General features: G+C 76.0%; 12 protein-coding genes and 1 pseudogene. 6 read left to right on the top strand and 7 right to left on the bottom strand.

Annotated elements, in window-relative coordinates; translation table 11 throughout:
• Positions 1–89 precede the first annotated feature (89 nt).
• Positions 90–1,088 carry a LacI family DNA-binding transcriptional regulator gene (locus tag BMY40_RS14575; protein ID WP_177214015.1) on the bottom strand — a complete coding sequence of 333 codons (999 nt, stop codon included), beginning with the start codon at positions 1,086–1,088 and terminating at the stop codon, positions 90–92.
• Positions 1,089–1,284: 196 nt separating this feature from the next.
• On the opposite strand from BMY40_RS14575, the gene BMY40_RS14570 reads away from it, so the two are divergent.
• Together BMY40_RS14570 and BMY40_RS14565 are read left to right on the top strand one after the other, a co-directional pair.
• A complete protein-coding gene (locus tag BMY40_RS14570; protein ID WP_093659478.1) occupies positions 1,285–2,226 on the top strand; it encodes an ROK family protein in 942 nt (313 codons plus the stop codon).
• Positions 2,227–2,356: 130 nt separating this feature from the next.
• A complete protein-coding gene (locus BMY40_RS14565; protein WP_093659476.1) occupies positions 2,357–3,403 on the top strand; it encodes an NUDIX hydrolase in 1,047 nt (348 codons plus the stop codon).
• A 51-nt stretch (positions 3,404–3,454) separates the two neighbouring features.
• Here BMY40_RS14565 and BMY40_RS14560 read toward each other — a convergent pair whose 3' ends face one another.
• A complete protein-coding gene (locus BMY40_RS14560) occupies positions 3,455–4,819 on the bottom strand; it encodes a dipeptidase (protein ID WP_093659474.1) in 1,365 nt (454 codons plus the stop codon).
• Positions 4,820–5,030: 211 nt separating this feature from the next.
• Here BMY40_RS14560 and BMY40_RS14555 point away from each other — a divergent pair, with 211 nt between their 5' ends.
• Positions 5,031–6,197 (top strand): geranylgeranyl reductase family protein, encoded by a 1,167-nt coding sequence (locus BMY40_RS14555; RefSeq protein WP_093659589.1) that lies wholly within the window; start codon positions 5,031–5,033, stop codon positions 6,195–6,197.
• Positions 6,198–6,264: 67 nt separating this feature from the next.
• Positions 6,265–6,540: pseudogene (locus tag BMY40_RS28630) on the top strand (WHG domain-containing protein); the annotation flags it as partial.
• 101 nt (positions 6,541–6,641) lie between these two features.
• Here the strand turns inward: BMY40_RS28630 and BMY40_RS14550 are convergent.
• The gene (locus BMY40_RS14550; RefSeq protein ID WP_093659472.1) at positions 6,642–7,430 is read right to left on the bottom strand and encodes an AfsR/SARP family transcriptional regulator; all 789 of its coding nucleotides are present in this window, start codon (positions 7,428–7,430) and stop codon (positions 6,642–6,644) included.
• A gap of 108 nt (positions 7,431–7,538) precedes the next feature.
• Positions 7,539–8,309, bottom strand: a complete 771-nt coding sequence (locus tag BMY40_RS14545) for a maleylpyruvate isomerase family mycothiol-dependent enzyme (RefSeq protein ID WP_093659587.1) — start codon at positions 8,307–8,309, stop codon at positions 7,539–7,541.
• Between the two features lie 91 nt (positions 8,310–8,400).
• On the opposite strand from BMY40_RS14545, the gene BMY40_RS14540 reads away from it, so the two are divergent.
• On the top strand, positions 8,401–9,633 hold the full coding sequence (locus tag BMY40_RS14540) for an ROK family protein (RefSeq protein WP_245770089.1): 1,233 nt from the start codon (positions 8,401–8,403) through the stop codon (positions 9,631–9,633).
• Between the two features lie 68 nt (positions 9,634–9,701).
• On the opposite strand, the gene BMY40_RS14535 is transcribed toward BMY40_RS14540, so the two are convergent.
• The 3 genes from BMY40_RS14535 to BMY40_RS14525 form a co-directional block, all read right to left on the bottom strand.
• Positions 9,702–10,121: a hypothetical protein gene (locus BMY40_RS14535; protein WP_093659468.1), complete on the bottom strand. Its 420-nt coding sequence runs from the start codon at positions 10,119–10,121 to the stop codon at positions 9,702–9,704.
• Positions 10,122–10,336: 215 nt separating this feature from the next.
• Complete coding sequence (locus tag BMY40_RS28625) at positions 10,337–10,696, bottom strand: hypothetical protein (protein ID WP_245770088.1); 360 nt, start codon at positions 10,694–10,696, stop codon at positions 10,337–10,339.
• Positions 10,697–10,947: 251 nt separating this feature from the next.
• Positions 10,948–11,826, bottom strand: a complete 879-nt coding sequence (locus BMY40_RS14525) for a DeoR/GlpR family DNA-binding transcription regulator (protein ID WP_177214011.1) — start codon at positions 11,824–11,826, stop codon at positions 10,948–10,950.
• Between the two features lie 246 nt (positions 11,827–12,072).
• On the opposite strand from BMY40_RS14525, the gene BMY40_RS14520 reads away from it, so the two are divergent.
• A complete protein-coding gene (locus tag BMY40_RS14520; RefSeq protein ID WP_177214010.1) occupies positions 12,073–14,505 on the top strand; it encodes a hypothetical protein in 2,433 nt (810 codons plus the stop codon).
• Positions 14,506–14,554 lie beyond the last annotated feature (49 nt).

Genomic DNA, 14,554 nt, shown 5'->3' with positions numbered 1-14,554 from the left:
TGGAGCCGCGCGGCCCCGGCCGCGTCCGCGTCCGCACGGCCGCGGCCCGAAGGCCCGCTCCCTCCGGGCGGCCGGGCCTCCGGACGGGTTCAGGAGTACGGGGGGATCTCCCCCGAGCCGCGCGGGATCAGCCGGGTGGGCAGCACCACGCGCCGCGGCGCTTCGCCGGCGCCCTCCAGCCGGCGGAAGAGCAGCTCGCCGGCCCTGCGGCCCAGCAGAGCGGGTTCCTGCGCGATGACGGTGACCGGCGGGGTCAGCAGGTCGGCCAGTTCGAAGTCGTCGAAGCCCACCAGCGCCACGCGCCGCTCCAGGCCCGCCAGTACCCGTACCGCGGTGACGGTCACCCGGTTGTTGCCCGTCAGCAGCGCGGTGACCGGGCCCCCGGCCGACCCCCGCCCCGCCAGCATGCGCTCGGCGTCGGCCCGTACGCGTGCGGGGTCGGTGGGTCCGAGCGCGACCCATGAGCCGTCCACCGGCAGCCCGGCCTCCTCCATCGCGGCCCGGTAGCCGCGCAGCCGCTCGGCGGCGGTGTGGATGCGCGGCAGGTCGCCGATGAAGCCGATCCGGCGGTGGCCGTGGGCGATGAGGTGGGCGACGCCCTCGCGCGCGCCCGTGAAGCTGTCGGAGAGCACCGCGTCGGCCTCGATGCGGGCGGCGGGGCGGTCCACGAAGACGGTGGCGATCCCGGCGGAGATCTCCGGTTCCAGATAGCGGTGGTCGTCACCGGCCGGAATGATCACCAGTCCGTCCACGCGCCGGGCGCACAGGGCGAGCACCAGCTCCCTCTCGCGCTCGCCGTCCTCGGCGCTGGAGCCGTTGATCAGCAGCGCGCCGTGCGCCCGGGCGACCTCCTCGACGGCGCGGCTGAGGGGGGCGTAGAAGGGGTCGGCGAGGTCCTCCAGAACCAGCCCGATGCTCGCGGTACGGCCCTTGCGCAGGATGCGGGCGCTGTCGTTGCGGCGGAAGCCGAGGGCGGTGATGGCCTCCTGCACCCTGCGCTCGGTGTCGGGGGTGACGCCGGGTTCGCCGTTGACGACCCGGGACACGGTCTTGAGGCCGACTCCGGCACGGGCGGCCACGTCCTTCATCGTCGGCCGCAGCCCGTAGCGGCGCTGGGAGGTGCGGGCGGGGCGGGCGGTGTCGGCCACTGCGGTTTCGTCCTGTCGTCGGCGGGCGGTGACACACGGTCGCACGCGGCACGTCCTCGTGCGTCGATGGCCTCAGAGCATAGAGCCGGTCAATGGAGTGGACAACGTTGTCAGAAATAGGTGAGACTCTCCGCCCATGGACCAGGATCTTCTCGCGGCCCTCGATATCGGCGGAACCAAGATCGCAGGCGCGCTGGTGGACGACCGCGGGCGGCTGCTGCTGCGGACCCAGCGGCCGACCCCGGCGCGGGAGCCGGGCGACGGCGTGATGCGGACGGTGGCCGAGGTGCTCGGCGAACTGAGGGCGGCGGCCCAGTGGTCGCGCGTGGCGGCCCTGGGCATCGGCAGCGCCGGTCCGGTGAACGCCCGGCGGGGCACGGTGAGCCCGGTCAACATCCCCGGCTGGCGGGACTACCCGCTGGTGGACGGGGTGCGCGCCCTCGTCGGGGGGATGCCCGTGACACTGGTGGGCGACGGCGTGGCGATCACCGCCGCCGAGCACTGGCAGGGCGCGGCGCGAGGCCGTGACAACGCCCTGTGCATGGTCGTCTCCACCGGGGTGGGCGGCGGGCTGGTCCTGGACGGCAGGCTGCACCCCGGGCCGACGGGCAACGCCGGCCACATCGGGCACATCAGTGTGGACCTCGACGGCGACCCCTGCCCGTGCGGAGCGCGCGGCTGTGTGGAAGGCCTGGCCAGCGGGCCCAACATCGCCCGCCGGGCCCTGGCGAACGGCTGGCGGCCAGGGCCGGACGGAGACGCCAGCGCCCGAGGGGTGGCCGCCGCCGCGCGGGCCGGGGATCCGGTGGCCGCGGCCTCCTTCGAACGCGCCGCGCGGGCCCTGGCGGCCGGGATCGCCGCGACCGCGACCCTGGCCGAGATCGAGATCGCGGTGATCGGAGGGGGAGTGGCCCAGGCCGGCGAGGTGCTGTTCGCGCCGCTGCGCCGGGCACTGGGGGAGTACGCCACGCTCTCCTTCGTCCGGGGGCTGGAGGTCGTCCCTGCGGGAACGGGCACCGGGGCCGGTCTCGTCGGAGCCGCGGCGGCCTGCCGCGAGGCGCTGGGCCGGCTGGTGTGAGGGTCCCGGCGCGCGGACGGGAGCGCGCCGGGCGGAACCTGCGGGACGGCGCGTGGGACGGGGCGCGGGGCGCGTTTCCGGGGCGGGGTGGAGCGGGCAGTGAACCGGGGACGACGGAATGGGGGGAACCGTGATCGTCTGGCTGAACGGCGCCTTCGGCGCGGGCAAGACCGCAGCGGCCCGTGAGCTGGTCGAGCTGCTTCCGGACGGCAACCTCTTCGACCCCGGCCTGATCGGCGCGGGACTGCGCGCGCTCCTGCCGCGCAAGCGTCTGGACGAGGTGCCGGACTGCCAGGACCTGCCCGCCTGGCGGCGGCTCGTGGTGGACACTGCCGCAGCCGTCCACGGCGAGGTGGGCGGCACCCTGGTGGTGCCGATGACGCTGCTGCGGCAGGAGTACCGCGACGAGGTCTTCGGCGGGCTCGCGGCCCGCCGCATCCCCGTGCGGCATGTGCTCCTGGACGTCGAGGAAACGATCCTCCGCGAGCGGGCCGCCCGGCGCGGGGAGGCGCCCGGGGACGGCGGGGCCGGCACAGCGGTACGCGGCCGGTGCGCGGAACCGGTCCGGCGCCCCCCGGCCCACCGCCGGGTGCCGGACTGGCTCCGGGCCGACGCGCACACCGTCGACGCCACCCTCCTCACCCCCCGGCAGACCGCCGAGAAGGTGGCGGAGGCGATACGCGCCGGAAGAGGCGCCTGCGACATCGTGCAGACCCCGGAACCGACCGCGGAGACCGTGGCGGCCGGGGTCCTCCTCTTCGACGAGGCTGACCGGGTGCTGCTGGTCGACCCGACCTACAAGCCCGGCTGGGAGTTCCCCGGCGGAGTGGTCGAACCCGGTGAGCCGCCCGCCCGCGCCGGGCTGCGCGAGGTGGCCGAGGAACTGGGGCTGCGGCTGGACACCGCGCTCCGGCTGCTCGTCGTGGACTGGGAGCCGCCCCGACCGCCCGGCTACGGCGGTCTGCGGCTGCTCTTCGACGGCGGCCGGCTGACCACCACGGCCGCCCGCGACCTGCTGCTGCCCGGCGCGGAGCTGCGCGGCTGGCGCTTCGCCACCGAACGGGAGGCCGCCGCGATGCTGCCCCCGGTGCGGATGGAGCGGCTGCGCTGGGCGCTGCGGGCGCGCGAACGGGGCGTCACGCTCAACCTGGAGGCGGGCACGCCGGTCGGCGCGTGACGGCCGGGACCCGCCCGGTGCGCGGACCCGGCGCCGCGCGCCGACGGCCGGTCAGCCGCGCACGGTCTCGGCGTACTTGCGCAGGAACAGCGCCTCGACCACCGACAGCCGCCGCAGCTCGTCCGGGGAGACGCTCTCGTTGACCGCGTGGATCTGCGCCTCCGGCTCGCTCAGGCCGATCAGCAGGATCTCCGCCTTGGGGTAGAGCCTGCCCAGGGTGTCGCACAGCGGGATCGAGCCGCCCATGCCCGCGGTGGCCATCTCGGCGCCGTCGTACGCCTCGCGCATCGCCTCGGCCATCGCGGTGTACGCCGGGCTGGTGGTGTCCGCGCTGAACGGCTGGCCCTGGCCCACCTGCTCCACGGCCAGCCGCGCGCCCCAGGGGATGTGGGACTCCAGATGGGCGGTGAGCAGCCTGGTGGCCTCGGCGGCGTCCGTGCCCGGCGGCACCCGCAGGCTGATCAGCGCCCGGGCGCTCGCCTGCACCGACGGGGTGGCGCCGACGACGGGCGGGCAGTCGATGCCGAGGACGGTGACGGCGGGGCGGGCCCAGATGCGGTCGGCGACGGTGCCCGAGCCGATCAGCTCGACTCCGTCGAGCACCCTGGCGTCCCTGCGGAAGTCCTCCTCCGGGTACTGCAGGCCCTCCCAGACGGAGTCAGAGGCCAGCCCGTCGACGGTCGTCGAGCCGTCCTCGGCGCGCAGCGAGTCCAGCATCCGGATGAGCGCGGCGAGCGCGTCCGGGGCGGCGCCGCCGAACTGGCCGGAGTGCAGGTTGCCCTCCAGGGTGTCCACCCGGACCTTCAGCATGGTCATCCCGCGCAGCGTCGCGGTGACGGTCGGCAGACCGGCACGGAAGTTGCCGGAGTCCCCGATGACGATGCTGTCGGCGGCCAGCAGCTCCGGATGCGCCTCGGCGTAGAGCTCCAGGCCCCCCATGCCCATCTCCTCGGAGCCCTCGGCGATCACCTTGACGTTCACCGGCACCCCGCCGTTCGCCTTCAGGGCGCGCAGTGCGAGCAGGTGCATGATGAAGCCGCCCTTGCAGTCGGCGGCACCGCGCCCGTACCACCGCCCGTCGCGCTCGGTCAGCGTGAACGGCGGGGAGAGCCAGGCCGCCTCGTCCAGCGGCGGCTGCACGTCGTAGTGGGCGTACAGCAGCACGGTGGGGGCGCCGGCCGGGCCGGGCAGGAAGCCGTAGACCGACTGCGTGCCGTCCGGGGTGTCCAGCAGGGCCACGTCGGTGAAGCCCTCGGCGCGCAGCGCGTCCGCCACCCACCGAGCCGCCCCCGCGCACTCCTCGGGCGGGAACTGCGCCGGGTCGGCGACCGATTTGAAGGCCACCAGCTCGCCGAGTTCGGTACGGGCCCGGGGCATCAGCGAGGCTACGGTGGCTGCCAAGGCGTCGTGCGCCATGGGAACGCTCCTTCGTGGTGCTGCGTTGTGCGCCTGTGGGCGGGATCACCGTGCGTACAGGCGGGTGTGTGGTGCCGATACTCCCACAGGGGGATCCGGGCGGCCGCGACACTAGGATGCGGCGGTAACCGGAAGCGGCCGAGCGGGAGCGGTAACACACGTGAGCAGGGAAAGCGTCGAGGGCGCCGAGGACACGGACCGGCAGAACCCGGTGTGGGATGTGGTGGTGGTGGGAGCGGGGCCGGCCGGGGCCTCCGCGGCGTACGCCGCGGCCGTCACCGGGCGCCGGGTCCTGCTCCTGGAGAAGGCGGAACTCCCCCGTTACAAGACCTGCGGCGGAGGCATCATCGGGCCTTCCAGGGACGCCCTGCCGCCCGGTTTCGAACTGCCCCTGCGCGACCGGGTGTACGCGGTGACCTTCTCGCTGGACGGCAGGTTCGCCCGCACCCGGCGCTCCCGGAACATGCTGTTCGGGCTGGTCAACCGGCCCGAGTTCGACCACGCGCTGGTGGAGTCCGCGCAGAAGGCCGGCGCGGAGCTGTGGACGGGCGCCACCGTCACCCGCGTCGAGCAGCACGGCCCGGCCGTCCCCGACCGGCGCACCGTGGCCGTGGTCCTCTCCGACGGCCGCACCGTCCTGGCCCGCGCCGTGGTCGGCGCGGACGGCAGCGCCAGCCGGATAGGAGCCCATGTCGGGGTGAAGCTCGACCAGGTGGACCTGGGGCTGGAGGCCGAGATCCCGGTGCCGCCGACGGTGGCCGAGGACTGGGCGGGCCGCGTCCTCATCGACTGGGGTCCGCTGCCCGGCAGTTACGGATGGGTCTTCCCCAAGGGCGACACGCTCACGGTGGGAGTGATCTCCGCCCGCGGCGAGGGCGCGGCCACCAAGCGCTACCTGGAGGACTTCATCGCCCGCCTCGGGCTCTCCGGCTTCGAGCCCGCGATCTCCTCGGGCCACCTCACCCGCTGCCGCTCGGCGGACTCCCCGCTGACCCGGGGCCGGGTCCTGGTCTGCGGGGACGCGGCCGGGCTGCTGGAGCCCTGGACGCGCGAGGGCATCTCCTTCGCCCTGCGCTCCGGGCGGCTGGCGGGGGAGTGGGCGGTGCGGGTCGCCGAGGCGCACGACGCGGTGGACGCCCGCCGCCAGGCCCTCAACTACGCCTTCGCCGTGAAGTCGGGGCTGGGTGTGGAGATGGGCGTGGGAAGCCGGATGCACGCCGTCTTCGCCCGCCGCCCGAAGCTGCTGCACGCGGTGCTCACCGGCTTCCGCCCGGCGTGGAACGCCTTCGCGCGGATCACCCGGGGGACGACCACCCTCGGAGAGCTCGTCCGCACCCACCCCCTGGCCCAGCGGGCCCTGGAGAGAATGGACCGCTGAGCGCCGAGCGCCGCTTCCCGGCACCCCGGTCACCGGTTCATCCCTCCCGGGTGATCCGGAAGACGGGGTGCCGGTCGGCCTCTCCCTGATCGTCGTCGTCCGCGACGCCCGTGCGGCCGGAGTCCTGCGCGAACCCGCCGGCGGCGCGTCCGCGCCGGCCGTCCCCGGGCCCGCCGCCGAGGACGCCGACCGGCTCGTGGAGCTGCTCGGCCCCGACCTGCCCGCCCCCGTGGCCGCGGGGTTCATCGCGGCCTGGGCCCAGCTGTTCGGCCTGATCGGCTTCGAGGTGTTCGGCCAGTTCAACCAACTGGTCGACGCACGCGAGGAGTTCTTCGATCACGCCGTCACCCGGCTGGCCGCCGCCGTCGGACTGACCGGCTCCGAGGAGGTCTCCTGGCCGCGGGCGGCCGGGGCTCCCGCTCCCTCCCCGGGGCCGGGCCGGGATCAGGACGCCAGCGCCGACTCCGGCAGCAGCGAGGGGTCCTGGCGCACGATCCGCGCGTGCAGCTCCCGCAGCGCGGGACCGGGCTCCGCGCCCCGCTCCTCCAGGAGCCGGCGCCGGGCTTCCTCGTAGGCCAGCAGCGCGTCCGCGGAACGGTCGCAGCGGTACAGCGCCAGCATCAGAAGTCCCACCAGCCGCTCGCGCAGCGGATGCCGGGCCACCTGCCGCGCCAGCTCGTGGACGCACTCGCGGTACCGGCCCAGCTCCAGGTCGCCCTCCAGCCGGGTCTCCAGCACCATCAGCCGCTTCTCCGCCCAGCGGCGCCGCTCACCGTCCAGGTAGGGGCCGGCCAGGCCCTCGGCGAACTCGCCGCGCCACAGCTCCTCCGCCTCCCTCGCCAGTGCGCCCGCCCGGTGCAGATCGCCCGACTCGCGCGCGGACAGCGCCTCGCGCAGCAGTGTCCGCCGTTCCGCCAGATCGTCGATCCCGGCGTTCTCCAGCCGGTAGCCGCTGCCGGTCCACACCAGTTCCGGGGACGAGCAGCCCTCACCCGCCGCCGCGAAGGCCCGGCGCAGACCGGAGACGTACTTCTGGGCCAGATTCCGCACGTGCGAGGGCGGTTCGCAGCCCCAGACCGCGCTCACCAGCGCGTCGTAGGACATCGGCCGCCCCTCCTGGAGCAGCAGGACGGCGAGCACCGCCTGCTGCCGGGGCGGCCCCAGCGGCACCTCGTCCCCCTCGCGCAAGGCTCGCAGCGGACCGAGCAGTTCGAATCGCAGACCCTCAGCCATGTGCCCTCCCTCGCCGCACCAATGAGCCTACGTCCTGGACGGCGTTCCAGTGGATCTTCCCGCGAAGGCCGGCGATCCGCGTCACCGCGGCCGGCGCCGCACGCCCCCTCAGGAGTCCACGCGCTCCGGAGCCGGGTCGCTCCACCGGACGGCGGAGTCGGCGTGCCACAGGCGGGCGAGCCCCGCGTCCCCCTCGACGGACACCCGTTCCCCGTACGGCCGCCGGTTCCACAGCGCGAGGTAGAGGTCGGCGGCCTCTCCGGTGACGGCGCAGTCCGCCGCCGCGTCCTCCTCCCGGCTCACCACCGGCGGCTCCGGGGAGAGGCGGAGGGTCCACGGAGCGAACCCCCGTGCCGTCACCCGCAGGACCCGGGGGCGGGCGGAGCGCACCCGGCTGGTGGGGCGGGTGTGGAAGCCGACCAGGAGCTCGTCGATCCCGTCGGCGGCGAAGAGCGGGTCCACGGGGGAGAGGTCCGGGCCCGAGGCCAGTTCTGCGTCGACGCGGTGGACGGCCGTCTCATGGGCCTGGCGCCGCGCCCAGAAGGCGAGGGGGGAGCGCGCCCCGCGCAGGAACGTCCAGCACTCCAGGTCCGCAGGGGCCTCCCGCAGCGCGGCCAGCAGCCTTCGGTGCCCCCGGGCGAACCAGTCCGGCAGCAGCTCGTCCGGCACGTCCGCCTCCGGCGCGGGCACGTCGCGGGTGCGCCCCTCGGAGACGATGCGGCCCGCCCAGCGGTGGACCGTCCCCTGGTGGGTCACCAGATCGCGGACGCGCCAGCCGGGGCAGGCGGGGACCTCGGCGTCCCATCCCGCGCGCAGAGCCGCGGCGAGCAGTAACTCGCCTTCCTCCCGGAGGATTTCGAGGTAGCGGTCGATGTCCACGAAGGCAGTGTGCCAGGGCGCGCCGCGGCCCGTTCGCGGCGGTCGGACCACCCCGCTTTGTTCGCGGTGGATACAAAGCCAGAATGGGACGGTGACCCCGACGCGTACAACAAAGCTGGAGAGAGGCCGCGGCGCCCTCGGCCCGGCGCTGGAACTCGTGCACACCGGACGCGCGCCCACGCGCGCCGTGCTCACCGCGGAACTCGGCGTGACCCGGGCGACCGCCGGAGCCGTGGCCGCGGAGCTGGAGGCGCTCGGGCTGATCACCGTCGACTCCAGGCCCGCCGTCGCCGCCGGCTCCCAGGGCCGTCCCTCCCACCGGCTGTCGGTCGACCCCGAGGGCCCGGTCGTCCTGGCGGCCCAGGTGCACGCCGACGGGTTCCGTGCCGCCCTCGTCGGGCTCGGCGGCCGGATCGTCGCCACCGTGCCCGGCGCCGTGACCGTGGAGGCCGATCCGGCCCAGGTCCTCACCGAGGTCGTCGGCGCCGGGGCCGGGCTGCTGCGCGAGACCGGGCGGCGCTGTCTGGGCGCCGGTCTGGCGGTGCCCTCCGCCGTCGCCGAGCCGGAGGGCACCGCCCTCAACCCGCTGCACCTGGCCTGGCCCCCGGGGGCGCCGGTGCGGGAGATCTTCACCCGCTGCCTGGCCGAGGCAGGCGTCACCGGGCCGTCCGGCGACGCGCCCGCGACCGGTTTCGCCGCCAACGACGTCAACCTCGTGGCCCTGGCCGAGCACCGGCACGGCGCGGGCCGCGGCGCCCGCGACCTGCTGTGCGTGGCCACCGGGCACCGCGGCGTCGGCGGCGCGCTCGTCCTCGACGGCCGTCTGCACACCGGCAGTTCGGGCCTGGCCCTGGAGGTCGGCCATCTGACCGTGGACCCGGACGGCAGGTCCTGCCACTGCGGCGGACGCGGCTGCCTGGACGTGGAGACCGACCCGCTGGCCTTCCTGGAGGCCGCCGGCCGCGAGCCCGGCCCGGAGACCGGCCTGCTCAAGCGCGCCCTGGAGCTGCTGCGCACGGAGTACGCCACCGACCCGGCCGTGCGCGACGCCGCGCACCTGCTCATCGACCGGCTCGGCCTGGGCCTGGCCGGTCTGGTCAACATCCTCGACCCGGACCGGATCATCCTCGGCGGGCTGCACCGCGCCCTGCTGGAGGCGGACGCCGAGCGGCTGCAGAACGTCATCGCCGAGCGCAGTCTGTGGGGGCGTGACGGCGGGGTGCCGGTGCTCGCCTGCGCACTGGACTACAGCGGCCTGGTGGGCGCCGCCGAACTCGCCTGGCAGCCGGTCCTGGACGATCCCATGACGGTGGCGCGGGGCTGACCGGGGCTGACCGGGGCCGACCGGGCCCCACGGACCGGGGGCCGCTTCCGGCTCCGGCCCCGGGCCCGTCAGGCGCGCGGCAGTGGTTCGGGCCGGGCCGCAGGGCCCGGCGAGGCGGGCGCCGGCACCGGCAGGGTGATCCGCGCGGCCCGGCCGGTACCGCCGCTCCGGGCCGGCGAGCGTTCGCCCGCGAGGAGCGCCCCCATGGCATGGGCGGGGGAGAGCTGCGGCGCGTGGTCGCGCACGGAGATCGTCAACCGGTCGAGGAGCAGCGCGATCTCCACGGTGCAGCGCCCGTTCGGGCCCGTCTGCCGGAGGGCTCCCGCCAGCAGTTCGGTGACGCCGTCGGCGGCCGGGCCGACGAGCGCCTCCAGCTTCCAGTAACGCAGTTGGGCCGACACGATGCGGCGGATCTGACCGGTTCGAGAGGGCAGCGCCTGGAACTCCACCGTCCGCTGCCGGCCGGACGCGCTGGGGTGACTGATCACGACTGCGGCTCCCTGGTGAGAGTTGGAGGTGTCCGGACCGCGGAAGGAGGGCGTCGGGCACTCTGACGGCCGCTACGGCATAGACATCAGCGTGATTCAGGTGATGAAAAGGTGCAAATCAGGCGACCTTTCCGGGTGGGCGCACCACGGCAGGCGCACCCCGGTGGGCGCCCACCGGGCCCCGGACCGGGCTCCGGCCCCGGGTCCCGGGCGCCTCAGCCGTCGGCCGGGGCCGCGCGCCGCTTCGCCGCGACCTTCGCCGCCCCGGACCTCCCCGGCGCCCCGCTCGCCCGGGCGCGGGCACCGCGCAGCGCGGCCACCAGACCGTCGCTCGTCTGCCCCTTCAGGCGCAGCGCGTACCAGGTGCCGTTGACGGCCGCCAGGGCCCGTCCGCGCGCGGCGTACCACGGCTCGCTGACGCGGACCTGCTCCACCGGCGCGCTGTCGATCTCACGGCCGTAACTGGTCAGCAGCACCAGCCGCCCGTCGCGGACGACGACCTGCCCGGCCCGGGTGAGGGACCGCAGCCACCGGGCTATCCGCACTCCGGTGGCACTGAACTCGGGCTCCGCCACAGCGCAACGCCTCCCACCTCGTCACCGCCGGCCCGCCTCACGGCCGGGCCGTCACCGGCGCCACCCCCACCGGGTGCTGCCCTGTCCGTCCTGTCCTGTCCTGCCCTGTCATGAAGTCTGCACCCGCCGGGGCCGACGCGCCAGGGTGCGCGTACCCCACTACGCGCACCGCGGCACGCGCCCGGCGGCGCGCGCGCCCCGGGAACACCACCTCCGGGCCCGGCACCGTCCCGCGCGCCCCGGCCGGCGCCTCAGGGGCCGGTCCCCTGCCGCTCCTCGCCGAGGCTCAGGCCCTGCTCGACGGGCCCTCCCTCCGCCACCACCAGGTCCAGTTCCGGCAGCGCCTCGCGGATCTCCGCGCGCGTTCGCTCCGGCATGCCGCCGTCGGTCACCAGCGTGTCCACCTCCGCCAGGGAGGCGAACGAACTCAGGCCCACCGTCCCCCACTTGGTGTGGTCGGCGACGACCACCACCCGCCGCGCGGAGCGCATCAGACGGCGGTTGGTCTCCGCCTCGGCCAGATTGGGCGTGGACAGTCCGGCCTCGGCGGATATGCCGTGCACCCCGAGGAAGAGCACGTCGAAGTGGAGCGAGCCGATCGCCGCGTCCGCCACCGGCCCCACCAGGGAGTCCGACGGGGTGCGCACCCCGCCGGTGAGCACCACCGTCGCCGCCCCCGGACGGCCGCTCCGCGAGGCGTCCGCGCGCTGCGCGGTGTGGAAGACGTCCGCCACCCGCAGCGAGTTGGTGACCACCGTCAGATCCGGCACGTCCAGCAGGCACCGGGCCAGCGCGTACGTCGTTGTCCCCCCGGAGAGCGCGATCGCGCCGCCCGGTGCCGCCATCGCCGCCGCGGCCCGCGCGATGTCCTCCTTGGCGTCCTGCTCCAGCGACGACTTCGCCTCGAACCCCGGCTCGTGCGTGCTCGCCCCCGACACCGGCACCGCACCGCCGTGCACCTTCTCCAGCACGCCCTGCCGCGCCAGCGCGTCCAGATCGCGGCGCACGGTCATGTCCGAGACGTTGAGCCTGCGGGTCAGCTCGTTGACCCGCGCCCCGCCGCGGCGCCTGACCTCCTCCAGGATGAGCGCGCGCCGCTGCTCCGCCAGGAGGTTCTGGTTGTCACCCACCTGCTGGTCCGTCCCTTCTGGTCCACCGGCGGCCGCACGCGTGATCGCGGGCGCGGCCGTGTGCGCGGATACGGGCATCTGTTCGGCCCCATCCTTCCACGCGGCCGCGGCGCGCTCCGAAGCGCGATCGTGACGCCCGGTCCGGCCGGTCGGGCTGCGCGCAGGGCCCCGCAGCCGCCATCCTGGATGCCGCCGCGGGGACGCCGCGGGAAACGGGGACGCACACCGGATCGGGGGGAGCGCAGCATGCCCGACAACCGGCCGGCGACGCCGGCGGGACAGCGCCGCGGCCAGGGGGAACCGGCGCTGGAACTCCTGGTGCACGGAGTCGGCGGCACCACACCGCAGGAGATGCTCGGCGATCCGCGCACGGTGCGGGTCACCGGTGACGACACCGCCGGCATCCACCGCCGCGCCGACGACGCGGACGCCGAGAGCCGCTTCGGGGGGTACTCCGGCGGCCTGACCGCCGACCGGTCGGCCGACCCCCTCGCCGAGCCGTCGGCCGACCGCGCCCGGCAGCGGCCGATCCCCGAGGCGTACTGCTGGTCCAACCTCACCTCCGGCAACAGCGCCCGCGCCCTGTGGCTGCTCCTGCTGCCGTTCATGGTCGCCAACCTCGCCCACTGGATGCGTCCGGCCGCTCCCGCACACCACCGCGGCCAGCGCGTCTACGACGTCCTGGTGCGGCTGGTGGCGCTCTCCCTGACCGTGCTGCTCACCGCCGCGGCCTGCGAGGTCGCACTCGACCTGGTGGCCTGGCAGTGCGCCGCCTCCGAGCGCTGCGCGCGCGGCAAGTCCTGGCTCGGGCCGCTCACCGGGGGCTGGTGGGCCTCGCCCGGCCGCCGCCTGGTCCTGGCCGCGCTGGTGCCCGCTGCGCTGACCGCCCTGCTGTGGTGGCTGTCGCACCGCACCTGGAGCGCCTATGAGTCCGCCTCGCCGCCCCCGCGCCCGCCGGGCCCGACCCGGCCGCTGCCCGGCGGGGAGCGGCCCGCGCTCTCCCTGCCGGGCTTCTGGTACGGCCGCCGCCTGGTCTCCCGGCTGCGCGCCGCCCACACCGCGGCCGGACTGCTCACGGTCGCCACCACCCTGCTGACCGCGGCCGCCTCCCACGATCTGCGCCCCGGCGGCGACGCCGTGCCGGAGGCCCTGGGACGGGCGCTGACCGCCGTCCTCGCGGCGGGCTGGGCGGCGACCTTGCTGGTCGCGGTCCGCAAGGGCCGCACCGAGTCCGAGCCGGACGAGCGGATCGACCGGTGGGCGTCGAAGGTCCTGCCGGGCGCCGCGCTGGGCGCACTGGCGCTGACCGCCGTCCACGCCGCCTGGCCGCGTCCGGACTGGGCCCCCTCCGCCCAGCTGCCGGGCACCGGCGTGTTCGCCTGGCTCGCGCTCCTCCAGGGCGCGCTGGCCGCCGCCATCGCCGTCACCGCGTACGTCCTGCACCGGGCGGCGCCGCCGGGCTCGTGCGCCGGGCGGTGCGCCATGGGCGGACTGGGCGGCGCCGCGGTCGCCTTACTGGCCTGCGCCCTCGGCGGAGTGCTCACCGGCGGCGTGGCCCAGCGGGTGGCGGACTGGCTGGACAAGGAAGGCACCCCGGGCGTGGCCGGCGGCGCCATAGCGGGGCCGCCGGTGCTGCTGAGCTGGCAGGCCGCGGTGATCCCCGTCCTGCTGCTGGTCGTGGTGGCCTTCGCGCTGGTCGCGGCGGTACGGGCGGGGCGGGCGCGCAGGCGGCTGACCCCCGGGATCGTCGACTCCTACGAGGGCGAGCCCCGCGAGCTGGAGTCCCGCAGCCGCCAGATCGCCCGTGTCGTCGCCTGGGCGCGGCTGACCGACTCCGCGCCGGTCCTGATCGCCTCCGTCACCGTCGCCACCGTGCTGCTGGGCGCCGGAGCCCTGGCGGGCGCGGCCCGCACCGGCCTCCCACCGGGACCGGCCGCGGCCTCCTGGCCCGGCCCGCTGCCCGCCGTGGCCCAGACCGTCCAGGCGCTCGGCTCCTGGCTGATGGGCGCGATGGTGGTGCTGCTGGTGGCGATGGGCCGCCGCGCCTACCGCGACGCGGCAGCCCGCCGCACCGTCGGCATCCTGTGGGACGTGGGCACCTTCTGGCCGCGCGCCGCCCACCCCTTCGCGCCGCCCTGCTACGCCGAGCGCGCGGTGCCGGACCTCACCTGGCGGATGTGCACCTGGACCGCGCGCACCGGCGGCCGGCTGGTGATCTCCGGACACTCCCAGGGCAGCGTGCTGGCCGCCGCCGCCGTCTGGCAGCTCGACCCCGACACCCGCGGACGGGTCGCGCTGCTCACCTACGGCTCCCCGCTGGAGCGGCTCTACGGACGCTGGTTCCCGTCCTGCTTCGGCCCCGCTCCGCTGCGTGCGCTGAGCGAGGAGGTGGACTGCTGGCGGAACCTGTGGCGCCTCACCGACCCGATCGGCGGCCCGGTGATGGCCGGGGAGGAGGGCGGACAGGAAGTGGACCGCGGCCCGCTGAGGGACCCGCTGCACTACGGCCGCACCCCCGAACACCCGCTGCCCGCGCCGATCCTGGGGCACGGCGACTACCAGGCCGACCCCGCCTTCGACGCCGAACGCGCGGCGCTGCTGGACCGGCTGGACCGGCTGGCCGAGGGGCGCGAGGCGCCCTGCGTACCGGCCCAGCCCGAACGGCGGCCCGAACGGTGACCCGAGCACCGGGACACCCCCGCGGTACGGCCGCCGGGCCGGGCGGGCC

The sequence above is a fragment of the Streptomyces radiopugnans genome (assembly GCF_900110735.1).
Classification (GTDB): domain Bacteria; phylum Actinomycetota; class Actinomycetes; order Streptomycetales; family Streptomycetaceae; genus Streptomyces; species Streptomyces radiopugnans.
The sequence above is the reverse complement of the archived record's forward strand: the minus strand, read 5'-3'. Positions and strand labels throughout refer to the sequence as shown.